Source organism: Azospirillum isscasi, from assembly GCF_030849505.1.
In the GTDB taxonomy this organism is placed as follows: domain Bacteria; phylum Pseudomonadota; class Alphaproteobacteria; order Azospirillales; family Azospirillaceae; genus Azospirillum; species Azospirillum isscasi.
Window position 1 is genome coordinate 1 of sequence record NZ_JAUJFI010000162.1, and the last position, 12,651, is coordinate 12,651.

Here is a 12,651-nt window from a genome sequence, read left to right on the forward strand (position 1 = left end):
GCCACCAGCATGCCGGTCCCGGTGGTGATCGGCGCGATCTTCGTGGTCTGCGTGCTGGTCTTCCGCCGCGGCATCGTGGGCGAGCTTCAGGCCCGGCTGGGCCGCCGGTAAACGCGAACGAACCGAACGATACAAAAAGACCCAAACAGGATCAGCACGATGGATCAACCGCTGTGGACCCCGTCGGAGGCGCGCGTGGACGCCGCCAATCTGACGGCCTTCCGGCAGGCCGCCAACGCCCGCTTCGGGCTGCGGCTGGACGGTTACGACGCGCTCTACGACTGGTCGGTCGCCGGCAAGGAGGACTTCTGGCGCTTCCTGTGGGAGTGGGCCGGGCTGAAGGGCGACCTTGGCGGTACGGCGCTGGTTGACGGCGACCGCATGCCCGGCGCCCGCTGGTTCCCCGAGGCCCGCCTGAACTACGCCGAGAACCTGCTCGCCAACGCGCCGGAAGGCGAGGCCGTCGTCTTCTGGGCCGAGAACAAGGTCAAGCGCCGCTGGTCGGGCGCCGAGCTGAAGGCCGAGGTCTCCCGCCTCCAGCAGGCGCTCAAGGCCGCCGGGGTCGGCAAGGGCGACCGCGTCGCCGCCGTCGTGCCCAACATGCCGGAAACGCTGGCCGCCATGCTCGCCACCGCCAGCCTCGGGGCGATCTGGTCCTCCTGCTCCCCCGACTTCGGCGCCCAGGGCATCACCGACCGCTTCGGCCAGATCGAGCCCACCGTCCTCTTCGCCCCCGACGCCTACTGGTACAACAGCAAGAGCCACGACATCCGCGCCAAGATCGCCGAGGTGCTGACCGCCCTGCCCACCGTCAGGGCCGCCGTCATCATCCCCTACGTCGATGCGGCCCCGGACGTCTCGGCGATCCGCGGCGGCGTCGCCTGGGGCGACTTCCTCGCCCCCTTCACCGCGGCGGAGGTGAGCTTCGAGCGGGTGCCCTTCGACCACCCGCTGTTCATCCTCTATTCGTCCGGCACCACCGGCAAGCCCAAGTGCATCGTCCACGGCACCGGCGGCACCCTGCTCCAGCACGTCAAGGAGCACCGCCTGCACAGCGACGTCAAGCCGGGCGACCGGGTGTTCTACTACACCACCTGCGGCTGGATGATGTGGAACTGGCTGGTCTCCGGGCTGGCCGCCGGGGCGACGCTGCTGCTCTACGACGGCTCGCCCTTCGCGCCGGACGGCAACATCCTGTTCGATTATGCGGACGCCGAGGGGATGACGCTGTTCGGCACCTCGGCCAAGTTCATCCAGCAGGCCGAGAAGTCGGGGCTGGAGCCGATCCGCACGCACCGGCTCGACACGCTGCGCGCCCTGGCCTCGACCGGCTCGCCGCTGATGCCGGAGAATTTCGAATACGTCTACCGCAGCATCAAGGCGGACGTGCATCTCGCCTCGATCAGCGGCGGCACGGACATCGTGTCCTGCTTCGTTCTGGGCAACCCGACCGCGCCGGTGTGGGCGGGCGAGCTCCAGACGGCGGGGCTCGGGATGGCGGTGGCGGCCTTCGACGACGCCGGCCACGCGGTCAGCGGCGAAAAGGGCGAACTGGTCTGCACGCGGCCCTTCCCCTGCATGCCGGTGGGCTTCTGGGCCGACCCGGACGGGGCGAAGTACCGGGCGGCCTATTTCGAGCGTTTCCCGAACGTGTGGACCCACGGCGACTTCATCGAGCGCACCGCGCATGGCGGCTGGGTGATCTACGGGCGGTCGGACGCGGTGCTGAACCCCGGCGGGGTGCGCATCGGCACGGCGGAAATCTACCGGCAGGTCGAGCAGTTGCCGGAAATCCTGGAGGCGGTGTGCATCGGCCAGGAATGGGACGGCGACGTGCGCGTCATCCTGTTCGTGGTGCTGCGCGAGGGGCTGACCCTCGACAAGGATCTCGAGGACACGATCCGCAAGCGGATCAAGGAGAACTGCTCGCCGCGGCACGTTCCGGCGCGGATCGTGGCGGTCAAGGACATCCCGCGCACGCGCTCGGGCAAGATCACCGAGCTGGCGGTGCGCGACGCCGTGCATGGGCGCCCGATCAAGAACACCGAGGCGCTGGCCAACCCGATGGCGCTCGACGAGTTCCGGGAGCGTCCGGAGCTGGAAGGGTAAGCCCCTCCGCCTTCACGCGAAACCAACAAGACAGCAGAGGATAAGCCATGACCTTGACTCAGAAGGTCGCGGTGATCACCGGCTCGACCAGCGGGATCGGGTTGGGCATCGCGCGGGCGCTGGCCGGAGCCGGGGCGGATGTGGTGCTGAACGGCTTCGGTGACGCGGGCGCGATCGAGGAGCTGCGCGCCGGTCTGGCGGCGGAGTTCGGGGTGCGCGTCGGCTATCACGGCGCCGACCTGTCCAAGCCCGCGGAGATCGCCGGCCTGATCGGCTACGCGACGGAGAGCTTCGGTTCCGTCGATGTGCTGGTGAACAACGCCGGCATCCAGCACGTCGCCCCGGTCGAGGAATTCCCCGCCGAGCGCTGGGACGCGGTGATCGCCCTCAACCTGTCCGCGGTCTTCCACGGCACCCACCACGCCCTGCCGGGCATGAAGCGGCGCGGCTGGGGGCGCATCATCAACATCGCCTCCGTGCACGGCCATGTCGCGTCGGTCAACAAGTCGGCCTATGTCGCCGCCAAGCACGGCGTGGTCGGGCTGACCAAGACGGTGGCCCTGGAAACCGCGGGAACGGGTGTGACCTGCAACGCCATCTGTCCGGGCTGGGTGCTGACCCCGCTGGTGCAGAAGCAGATCGACGCCATCGCCGCCAGCAAGAACATCCCCGAGCCGCAGGCGCGGGCGGAACTGCTGGGGGCCAAGCAGCCGTCCGGTACGTTCGTGACGCCCGACGAGCTGGGCGGGCTGGCGGTCTTCCTCTGCTCCGGCCCGGCGGCGCAGATGACCGGCGCCAGCCTGCTGATGGACGGCGGCTGGACGGCGCAGTAAGGGCCTTGGCTCCCCCTCGCGCCCGCGGGGCGGGTGCGAGGGGGATTGCGCGTCACTTCTGCACGGCGGCGGCGGTCTGGCCGAACAGGATCTTCTTGCCCTCTTCGGTGACGGAGGGGCGCTTGCCCAGTTCCGCACCCTTCTCATAGGCGCGGACCGTCGCCGGGCGGGCCTGGATCGACTCGAACCAGCGCTTCAGGTCGGGGAAGTCGGCGAGGTTCTGGCGCTGCCGCTCGTGCGGGACGACCCAGGGGTAGCAGGCCATGTCGGCGATGGTCAGCGCGTCCCCCGCGATGAAGGCGCGGCCCGCCAGACGCTTGTTCAGGACGCCGTAGAGGCGGTTGGTTTCCTTCACGTAGCGGTCGATGGCGTAGGGGATCGGCTCGGGCGCGTACTGCACGAAATGGTGGTTCTGCCCGGCCATCGGGCCGAGGCCCCCCACCTGCCAGAACAGCCACTCCAGGACCGTCTTGCGGCCCCGCGGGTCGGCGGGCAGGAACGTGCCGGTCTTCTCCGCCAGATAGGTCAGGATCGCGCCCGATTCGAAGACGGACACCGGTTCCCCGCCATCCGCCGGGGACCGGTCCACGATGGCGGGCATGCGGTTGTTGGGGGAAATCGCCAGGAAGTCCGGCTTGAACTGGTCGCCGGCCGAGATGTCCACGGGATGGATGGTGTAGTCCAGCCCCGCTTCCTCCAGGAACAGAGTGATCTTATGCCCGTTGGGGGTCGGCCAATAATAGAGGTCGATCATGGCGGTCCTTCCGGTTTGTCTCCTGCCCCCGAAGGTGATGGAGCGGGCCGTTCCAGGCAACCCGCGCCAAGCGCGCATCAGCCCTCCGAAAGGGGAGGGCGGCGGGCGGCAACGCCGCGGCCCCCGGAATGTTGAAACCGGTGAACCTTCAACCGACTCCGAGGACCGTCATGCCCGGCGACCTCATGCCCGGCGACTTCATGCCTGACGACCGCAACGCCAGCGCCCGGCTGCCGGCGCTCTCCGGTCACGAGACGAGCGCCAGGGTGGGGTCGGGCGGTTCCGGCGTGGCGTCTTCCAGTGTCCGGGCCACCTCCTCCAGCGGGGCGGCGACCACCAGCGGTTCGGAGCGCCCGGCGAAGGTGATCTCGGTCCGCTCCCCCTCCGTGCCACGCAGGTACAGGACGCCCGCGGCATTGATCAGGACCGGCGCCCCGGTGCGGTCGGTGAATTCGATGAACTTCATGCAGGACTCCCACGGAGGTTGCATCAATCCAGGATGGAACTAAACACGCAAAGCGGGTGGCGGGTCCGCTCCGCCGTAAGGCACTGCCCGTTCGGTGCCCCGCCGGCTTGCTCCATTGCGCGCAATCAGCCCCTTGATTGATGCACCGCATCGACAAACATGGGCGCTTCGGGCCACTCCGGTCCGCAGCCGCCCGCCAACAAGGAACCAGATGCCGTGAAGTTGCTCGTCGTCGAGGACGATCCGTTGATCGGACCAGCCATCAAGGCCGTGCTGGAGAATGCCGGATACACGGTCGTCGGCCCCTTGCGCGACGCCGCCAAGGCGACGCGGCTGGGGGTCCGGGAACGGCCGGACCTCGCGCTGGTGGACGTTTATCTGGCCGGGGGCGAGAACGGGCTGACGCTGGCCCGCAAGCTGTGGGAGGAGCACAACATTCCCTCCCTGCTCATCACCGGCTTCGACCATCGCGGGGAGGAGGCGCGCGACTTCGCGCTTGGCCTGCTGCGCAAGCCGGTGATGCCCGATGCGCTGGTCGATGCGATCGGGGCCGTCGGGGAGATCCTGGCGGGCCTGCGCCCGTCCTCCATTCCCCCGGCGCTGGAGCTGTTCGGGCGGCCCGACCGCGCGTCCGCCGGGGCACCACAGGCCATGCGGCGGCAGGGCTGAGGCCCGAGACCCCGCCCTGCCGTTTCCAATACCGTCTATGACGTGACCGTCAGCGGTCCGGGGACCCGTCCGGACCGTCCGGCACTGGGGATTCCGCCGGCTGGGCGGAGGTCTGGGCAGGCGCGGCGGCGGACGGCGTGTCCTCCCGATAGCCTTGAGGAGGCGGCTTGGCGGCTTCGGTCCCGTTGCTGGGGTCCAGTTCGACCCACTGGCGATGATCGCTCATGGCTTGTCTCCCGTCCGTCTGTGGTCGCTTCCCGTGGTGTGCACATGGTTCTGACGGACGCCTCTCGTTGGTCTGCTAGGGCGCCTATCCTTTGGAATAACGCACGACGGGCGGATTCGGTCATGTCCGACGGAAGGAATCGGGCATTTTGTGACGGAAAACCCTATCAGAGGCCGTCCTGGGCCAGCGCCGGCTCGCCCCGCCGGAACAGCCGCCGGCCCAGCGACAGCGGGGCGCGCAGCAACCGCCGGACCACCGTTCCCGGACCGGGGGGCTTCTCGATGGCGTAGTATTTGCGGACCGTCTCCCGCACGTCCCAGATGCCGGTGAAGCCCCTGGGAATGACGAAGGCGTCGCCCTGCCGGTGCTCCTGCGGCGCGCCGTTCCGGGGGGTGATGACCACCCGCCCGGCCAGCAGCACGCAGAACTCCTCATAGGGCCAGTCGGCCATGGCGACGGTGCCCGGCGTGCACTGCCACACCCCGCAGGAAAAGCGGCCCCCGCCGCCGTCATACAGGTTCAGGAAGCTCTCCTGCGGGTCGCCGGACAGGACGGTTCCGAAGACGGCGGGCTTGCCGGGATGGCCCCCCATCAGCCGCTGGTCGATGGGGACGAGCGTGCGGCACGGCGGCGGGGTGAGGGCCATGCGTCACGCCTCCCGCACCAGAAGGGCGACGGGGAAGCCCCGGAACAGGGCGGCGGCGGTCGCCGCGTCCGCGGCCTCCAGCGTCCCGTCGGTCAGCGCGTTGCGCCAGCGCTGTCCGCGCGGCAGGGGGACGGACGTGTCGCCCCAGTCCGGAGTCTCGCCCAGCGCTCCCACCAGCCGCGGGACGGCGACCACCACGCTGTCGTCGCCCAGCCGGCGGGCGAAGGCCACCACATGCTCCGCCCGCGCGCCCGCCGCCTCCAGCGGGAGATATTCGCCGGTGCCGAACAGACCGGGCATGGCCGCCCGCAGGGCGAGCGCGCGCCGGGTCAGGGCCAGCTTCACGGCACCGTCCGGCCAGCGGTCCAGCAGCGCCGCGATCTCCGCCCCCTCCACATCGTCCAGCAGGCGGCGGCGGGCGTCGTAATCCACGGGACGCCGGTTGTCGGGATCGACGAGGCTGAAGTTCCACAGCTCGCAGCCCTGGTAGATGTCCGGAACGCCGGGGCAGGTCAGCTTCAGAAGGGTCTGGCTCAGGCCGTTGACCATGCCGATGCGGGCGATCCGCGCCTGGAAGGGCAGGAAGGCGTCGAAGAAGGCGGTGCTGCGCGTCACGTCCAGCGCGTCGTGGACGAAGCTGGTCATGGCGCTTTCATAGGCGTCGTTGGGGGCGGCCCAGGTGGTGTGCACCTTTGCTTCGCGCATCGACTTGGTCATGGCGCCGGCAAGGCGTTCCGCGAACTCCGTCATCGCCCGCGGGTCGAGGCCGGCGGAGTCCGCCCCGGTCAGCTCCGCCGGCCAGGCGCCGACGAGAAGCTGGTAGAAGAGATACTCGTCGTTGCGGTCGGGCGGTGCGGTGCCCTCCACGTCGCCGCGGCGGGCGCGCAGCAGGCGGCTCCAGGTCTGGATCTGCCGCTCCCACTCCTCCGGCATTTCCGACAGGGCGTAGAGGCGGGCGCGGGTGTCCTCGCCGCGCTTGGTGTCGTGGGTGGTGCTGCCCAGCATGGCGTGCGGCCAGCGGGCGGCGCGCTCCGCGTTGGCGTGGTGGAAGTTGGCGGTGCTGACCCCGAAATGCTCCGGGTGCCCGCCCACCTCGTTCAGCGCGGCCAAACGGTTGTAGCGGTAGAAGGCGGTGTCCTCCAGCCCCTTGGCCATCACCGGGCCGCTGTACTGCTGGAAGCGCATGGCGAAGCGGAGCACCTGCTGGCGGCTGTAGCCGCTGCGCGGGCAGGCCACCAGATCGGTGGTCAGCAGCCTTTGCAGGAAATCGTAGGCCGAGCCGTCGGTGTCCGGATCGGCCTTGCGCGCCTGGGAAACCGCCCAGTCGATGCTCCGCCGGTCCAGCTCGCTGACGCCGCGCCAGTCCACATAGGTGCGGTAGACGGGGAAGCGGGCGATGGTCTCCTTTAACGCCTGGTGCAGGATGTTGGCGGTGAAGTCCGCGGTGCGCGGGTTGGCGCGGGCGATGCGCGACGCCTGCCGGGCGAGCACGTGAAGCTCGCTGGACATCTCGCTGTCCATGATGCGGATTTTGCTGGTCCGCACCACCTCGTCGAAGCTCTCGCGCCGCCCGGTGAAGCCGGCGTAGAGGCGGGTGAAGGCGTCCTCCGCCCGCGGGTCCACGAACAGCCCGCCCATCAGGTTGGCGAACTCGTAGCCGGTGGTGCCGTCGATGGGCCAGTCCTCGCGCAGCCGCTCGTGGCGGGCCAGGATCTTCTCGACCACCAGATAGAAGGGCCGCTCCGTCGCCTGCGCCAGCCGCTCGCAATAGCCCATGGGGTCGTAGAGGCCGTCGATGTGGTCGATGCGCAGCCCGTCCAGCGTGCCGTCGTCGATCAGCCGGAAGGCCAGCCGGTGGGCCACGTCGAACAGCTCCCGCTCCTCCATGCGCAGGCCGGCGAGTTCGTTGATGTTGAAGAAGCGGCGGTAGTTGATGTCGTCCGCCGCCACCTTGAAATAGGCGGCGCGCCAGTTCTGGGCGGCGATCAGGCCGGTCAGGCGGCGCCAGCTCTCCGGCTCCCCCTCCGCGCCGCGGAAGCGCTTCAGGCGGCGTTCCACGGCGTCGGCCACGTCGGGCTTCTCGGAAACCAGGGCGGCCAGCTCCGCCTTCAGGGCGTTGGCCCGGCGGATCTGGTGGGGGCGCACCTGATCGAGATGGCGGAAGGCGTCGCCGATGCGCTCCAGGTCCGGGTGGTCGTCGCCCAGGATCGTGCCGTAGTCGGCGGGCCGGATCGGCAGTTTGTGGGTGCCGTAGGCCCAGACGGCGAAGCCGCCCGTCTCCTTGTCGAAGCGCAGTTCCAGCCCGCCCGATTCCAGAACGGCGCCGAACTGGTCGCCCAGCAGGGGCACCAGCACCTTGCCGTGGAGGTAGCGGCGGTCGGGCTCCCACTCGATGTCGAAATAGCCGGCGTAGGGGCTGTCCGGCCCCCATTCCAGCACGTCCAGCCACCAGCCGTTGTCCGACCCGCCGACGCCCATGTGGTTGGGCACGAAGTCGAGGATCTGGCCCAGCCCGTTGCGCTTCAGCGCCGCCACCATGCCGCGGAAGGACTCCTCGCCGCCCAGCTCCGGATTCAGGGCGTTGTGGTCCACGATGTCGTAGCCGTGGGTGCTGCCGGGCCGCGCCTTCATGTAGGGCGAGGCGTAGAGGTGGCTGACGCCCAGCCGCGCCAGATAGTCGGCGATGCCGGCGGTGCGGTCGAACCCGAACTCGGCGCGCAGCTGCACGCGGTAGGTGGCCAGGGGGATCGGCTTCTCGGCGTCCGCCGCCATGGATGGGTCTCCTGAATCAGGAACTGCGAGAGCCCCTCTCCCGTCCCGGGAGAGGGAGGGACCCGCCGCAAAGCGGTGGGAGGGTGAGGGTATCGCCAAGGGACAGCGTCACCATCCTCGCACGACCCTCACCCGGCGCCTTTGGCGCCACCCTCTCCCGGGGCGGGAAAGGGGGAGGCCGCCACCGCCGCGGGGCGGGCGGCGGCCATGATGGCGGCGATGGCGCCGGCCTGCGGGCAGTCGGCCATGGCCTCCAGCCCGAGGCGCAGCTTGCGGCGCCAGTTGGGGTATTCGTCCACCGTGCCGGGCAGGTTCACCTGCTCCAGCTCGGCGGTCAGGTCGTCCATCTGGACCATGGCGATGGCCGACCCGGTGCGGGCCAGGAAGGCGTGCACGGCGTGGCCCAGCGCCTCGGCGTAGGGGCTGTCGGGGCCGAAGCTGGCGGGCAGCGGCAGGTTGGCGGCGGCCAGCGCCTCCAGCAGGCGGGACCGTTCGGCCTTGCGGCGGCCGCGCTGGCGCTCCGCCTCGCCTTCCGCCGGGTACAGGCCGCGCTCCTCCTTCAGCGCGATGTCGTGCCCCTCCCACCAGCCGCGCAGCGTGGCGAGGTCGTGGCTGCCCACCGTGGCGAGCGCCGCGTAGGGGTAAGCGTCGGGACCGCGGAAGCCGCCGTCTTCCGTCCATTCGAAGAACATCACCCGGTAACTCAGGACACCCGCCTCCGCCATGCGCTCCCGGAACCCTTCGGGCACCGTGCCCAGATCCTCGCCGACGACGAGGCAACGGTTGCGCTGGCTCTCCAGGGCCAGGATTCCGAGGAGGTCGTCCATCGGGTAGCTCACATAGGCCCCTTCGGAGGGCGGGTGCCCCTCCGGTATCCAATAGACGTGCTGGAGCGCCATGGCGTGGTCGATGCGCAGCGCCCCGGCGTGGCGCATGTTGGCGCGCAGCAGCTCGATGAAGCGGGCGTAGCCGCCTTCGCGCAGCGCCTGGGGGTGGAAGGGCGGCAGGCCCCAGTCCTGCCCCGCCGGGTTGAACAGGTCGGGCGGGGCGCCGACATGGGCCTTCGCCACCACCACGCGCGGGTCGGCCCAGGTCTCCGCCCCGCCGCTGTCCGCCCCGACGGCGAGGTCGCGGAAGAAGCCCACGGCCATGCCGCGCTCCCGCGCCCGCTCCGCCGCGGCCTGCAACTGGCTGTCGGCCAGCCATTGCAGCCAGACGAAGAAGCCGATGCGCTCCCGCTGCTCCTCGGCGAAGCGGCGCACGGCGGGGGATGCGGCGTCCCGGAACTCCTCCGGCCACCGGCGCCAGTCGGGCGTGCCGTCCCTGGCGAAACGCTCGCGCAGGGCCTGGAAGGTGCAGAAGCGCTCCAACCCCTCGCCCAGTTCGGCGCGGAAGGCGGCGAGCGCCTGCCGCCGCTCTTCGCTGCCCTCCTTTTGGAAATGGGCGAACAGCCGTTCCAGGAGCGGCAGCTTCAGGGCCGCGACGGCGGCGTAATCGACCAGCGGCGCGGCCTCCGCCGCCTGCACGGCGCGGATGAAGCCGTCCGAGGCGATGCGGTCGCGGGCTTCGGTGCAGCCGATCAGCTCCGGAACCGCCAGGACGTCGATGTAGAGCGGGTTCAGGAACAGGCGGCTGGCCGGGGAATAGGGGCTGGCCCGGTCCGGCTCGTCGAGGAACAGGGCGTGCAGCGGGTTCAGCCCGACGATGCCCGCCCCGCGCGCCGCCGCCATCTCCGCCACGCTGACGAGGTCGCCGAAATCGCCGATCCCCCAATCCCCGGCGCAGCGCAGGGCGTAGAGCTGCACCGACAGACCCCAGATCCGCTCGCCCATCTGGAGCGGGGCCGGCAGATGGCAGGTGGCGGGGGCGGCGATGACCGGCATCTCCAGCCCCGGCGTCTCCGCCCGCATCCCCTCCACGTCCAGCCGCAACCGGTGATAGCCGGGCGCCGGGGCCGCGCCGAGGTCGAGGCGCCGCACCTCCATCGCCTGTCCCCTGGCGCCCGCCTTGCGGACCAACGGCAGGTCGGCGAAATCGGCCTCGCCCGTCCGGCGGCCGCCGTCCTCCAGCGTCAGGGTCCAGCGCAGCGTTCCGGTGCCGTCCGGCAGGGTGACGGCGACGGCGAAGGGCGGGCGGTCGATGCGCAGCACCGCCACCGGCGGCAGGGGGCGGTCCAACTCCCGCCGGTCCAGCGCCGCCAGCGCCGCCGCCGGGTCGTCGGCGTCCACCTCCATGGCCGCCAGCAAGGCGCGGACGGTGCCCTCCGACGCCGGAACGGTCTCGCCGGAGGCTCCGGTGTAGTGCGTCTCGATCCCCATCCGCTCGCCGAGCCGGTCGAGCGCCGTCGTCTCCTCGATGGTCCAGAGGACGGACAGCGGGGCCAGCGTTCCGGCGTCGAGTCCGGGGCCTTCCGTCCACAGGACGCGGCCCGCCGCTTCGCCCATGCCCTGCACGGGCGCGTCGGACAGGTTGGCGAGCAGGTGCAGGCGGCTGCCGTCGCCCAGCCGCCAGCAGACGCGGATGCCCCGCCCGCCGATCACCTCGTGGGAGGCGGCACCGCCCGGCACTTTCTCCAGGCGGGGCGCGATCTCCTTGCGGCGCACCGCCAGGACGCGGCGGTACCAGTCCAGCCATTCCCCGTGCCCGCCCTTTTCACGGTTCCGCCAATCCAGCTTGGCGGACTGGAAGGTCTCCGCGGCGGTCGGGTCGGGGATGCGGTCGCGCACCGCCGGGTCCTGGAATTCGGGGAACTTGGCGAATTCCGCCCGCCGGCCGTTGCGCACGGCCTCGGCCAGTTCGTCGGCGAAGTCGCAGAAGAAGGGGAAGGGACGGTCGGACGCCCATTCCTCGCCCATGAACAGCATCGGGATGCCCGGCCCCAGCAGGTAGAGGCAGGCCGCCGCCCGCACCGCCGCAGGCCGGGAGAAGCGGGTGATCCGCTCCCCGAAGGCGCGGTTGCCGATCTGGTCGTGGTTCTGGATGAAGGTGACGAAGGCGGTCGGCGGCAGATGCGCCGACGGCTCCCCGCGCGCCCCGCCGCCGCGGTAGGCGGAGGCGTGCCCCTGGAAGGCGAAGCCCTCCGCCAGGGCGCGGGCCAGCTTCACCGCGTCGCCCGCATAGTCGGCGTAATAGCCGCCGGATTCGCCGGACGCCCAGACATGCAGCCCGTGATGCAGGTCGTCGTTCCACTGGGCGGTGTGCCAGCGCGGGTCGCCCTCGGGGTGGCGCTCCAAAAGGTGGGCTTCGTTCTCGTCGTTCTCCAGCACGAGATGGACGTGGCGGCGGCCCCGCACGGCGTCCTGCACGCGCTCCGCCAGTTCCTGAAGGAACAGCGTGTCGCTGTCGTCGAGGATGGCGTGGACCGCGTCGAAGCGCAGCCCGTCCATGTGGAATTCCTCGATCCAATAGAGCGCGTTGTGGATGAAATAGTCGCGCACGGTGGCGTTGCGCGGCCCGTCCACGTTGATGGCGTCGCCCCAGGGCGTCTTGTGCCGGTCGGTGAAGAAGGCCGAGGCGTAGGCGTGGAGGTAATTCCCGTCCGGCCCGAAATGGTTGTAGACGACGTCGAGGAAGACCATCAGCCCCCTGGCGTGGGCGGCGTCGACCAGCGCCTTCAAATCCTCCGGACGGCCATAGGCGGCGTCGGGCGCGTAGGGCAGGACCCCGTCATAGCCCCAGTTGCGGGCGCCGGGGAAATCGGCCACCGGCAGCAGCTCGATGGCGGTGACTCCCAGCTCCACGAGGTGGTCGAGCTTGCCGATGGCGGCGCGGAAGGTGCCCTCCTCGGTGAAGGTGCCGACATGAAGCTCGTACAGCACGGTCTCGTGCCAGGGGCGCCCGGTCCAGGCGGCGTCGGCCCAGCGGTAGACGGTGGGGTCGATCACCTCGCTCGGCCCGTGCACGTCCTCCGGCTGGTGGCGGGAGGCCGGGTCGGGCACGCGCAGCCCGTCCGCCAGCTCGAACCGGTAGCGGCTGCCCGCCTGGGCCTGGGCGGTGGTCCATTCGAACCAGCCGTCATGGCGGCGCGCCATGGGCAGCAGGGCGTGGGTGTCCTCCAGCCACAGCGACACCCGCTCGGCCCCCGGCGCCCACAGGGTGAAGCGGACGGAGCCGTCGGGCTGCACCTGCGCGCCGAAGGGCATGGCGTGGGCGCGCGCCTCGCCGAGGCGGGTGGCG

The 12,651-nt window shown here is 70.7% G+C and carries 9 protein-coding genes; 3 read left to right on the plus strand and 6 right to left on the minus strand.

Features of this window, described 5'->3' with window-relative positions; genetic code table 11:
* Nucleotides 1–159: 159 nt before the first annotated feature.
* Both QSG27_RS23540 and QSG27_RS23545 read left to right on the plus strand, forming a co-directional pair.
* Complete coding sequence (locus QSG27_RS23540) at nt 160–2,109, plus strand: acetoacetate--CoA ligase (protein ID WP_306710451.1); 1,950 nt, start codon at nt 160–162, stop codon at nt 2,107–2,109.
* Between the two features lie 47 nt (nt 2,110–2,156).
* Nucleotides 2,157–2,942 (plus strand): 3-hydroxybutyrate dehydrogenase, encoded by a 786-nt coding sequence (locus tag QSG27_RS23545; RefSeq protein WP_306710453.1) that lies wholly within the window; start codon nt 2,157–2,159, stop codon nt 2,940–2,942.
* A 52-nt stretch (nt 2,943–2,994) separates the two neighbouring features.
* Here the strand turns inward: QSG27_RS23545 and QSG27_RS23550 are convergent, their stop codons facing one another.
* Both QSG27_RS23550 and QSG27_RS23555 read right to left on the minus strand, forming a co-directional pair.
* Entirely contained in the window at nt 2,995–3,696 is a 702-nt protein-coding gene (locus QSG27_RS23550; protein WP_306710454.1) for a glutathione binding-like protein, read from the minus strand.
* 247 nt (nt 3,697–3,943) lie between these two features.
* On the minus strand, nt 3,944–4,162 hold the full coding sequence (locus QSG27_RS23555) for a hypothetical protein (RefSeq protein ID WP_306710455.1): 219 nt from the start codon (nt 4,160–4,162) through the stop codon (nt 3,944–3,946).
* Nucleotides 4,163–4,378: 216 nt separating this feature from the next.
* On the opposite strand from QSG27_RS23555, the gene QSG27_RS23560 reads away from it, so the two are divergent.
* The gene (locus QSG27_RS23560) at nt 4,379–4,831 is read left to right on the plus strand and encodes a response regulator (RefSeq protein WP_306710456.1); all 453 of its coding nucleotides are present in this window, start codon (nt 4,379–4,381) and stop codon (nt 4,829–4,831) included.
* Nucleotides 4,832–4,880: 49 nt separating this feature from the next.
* On the opposite strand, the gene QSG27_RS23565 is transcribed toward QSG27_RS23560, so the two are convergent.
* From QSG27_RS23565 to treZ, 4 genes are all read right to left on the minus strand, one after another.
* On the minus strand, nt 4,881–5,057 hold the full coding sequence (locus QSG27_RS23565; RefSeq protein WP_306710458.1) for a hypothetical protein: 177 nt from the start codon (nt 5,055–5,057) through the stop codon (nt 4,881–4,883).
* Between the two features lie 166 nt (nt 5,058–5,223).
* Nucleotides 5,224–5,703, minus strand: a complete 480-nt coding sequence (locus QSG27_RS23570) for a cupin domain-containing protein (protein WP_306710460.1) — start codon at nt 5,701–5,703, stop codon at nt 5,224–5,226.
* 3 nt (nt 5,704–5,706) lie between these two features.
* Entirely contained in the window at nt 5,707–8,475 is a 2,769-nt protein-coding gene (gene treY, locus QSG27_RS23575; RefSeq protein ID WP_306710462.1) for a malto-oligosyltrehalose synthase, read from the minus strand.
* A 128-nt stretch (nt 8,476–8,603) separates the two neighbouring features.
* Nucleotides 8,604–12,651: malto-oligosyltrehalose trehalohydrolase (gene treZ / locus QSG27_RS23580; RefSeq protein WP_306710464.1), on the minus strand; the 4,048-nt coding region annotated here is incomplete at its 5' end.

What these genes read in the sequence shown, in the direction of transcription:
- QSG27_RS23550 (WP_306710454.1), bottom strand. Translation starts at nt 3,696, where the DNA reads ATGATCGACCTCTATTATTGGCCGACCCCCAACGGGCATAAGATCACT.
- QSG27_RS23570 (WP_306710460.1), bottom strand. Translation starts at nt 5,703, where the DNA reads ATGGCCCTCACCCCGCCGCCGTGCCGCACGCTCGTCCCCATCGACCAG.
- QSG27_RS23540 (WP_306710451.1), top strand. Translation starts at nt 160, where the DNA reads ATGGATCAACCGCTGTGGACCCCGTCGGAGGCGCGCGTGGACGCCGCC.
- treY (WP_306710462.1), bottom strand. Translation starts at nt 8,475, where the DNA reads ATGGCGGCGGACGCCGAGAAGCCGATCCCCCTGGCCACCTACCGCGTG.
- QSG27_RS23565 (WP_306710458.1), bottom strand. Translation starts at nt 5,057, where the DNA reads ATGAGCGATCATCGCCAGTGGGTCGAACTGGACCCCAGCAACGGGACC.
- QSG27_RS23555 (WP_306710455.1), bottom strand. Translation starts at nt 4,162, where the DNA reads ATGAAGTTCATCGAATTCACCGACCGCACCGGGGCGCCGGTCCTGATC.
- QSG27_RS23545 (WP_306710453.1), top strand. Translation starts at nt 2,157, where the DNA reads ATGACCTTGACTCAGAAGGTCGCGGTGATCACCGGCTCGACCAGCGGG.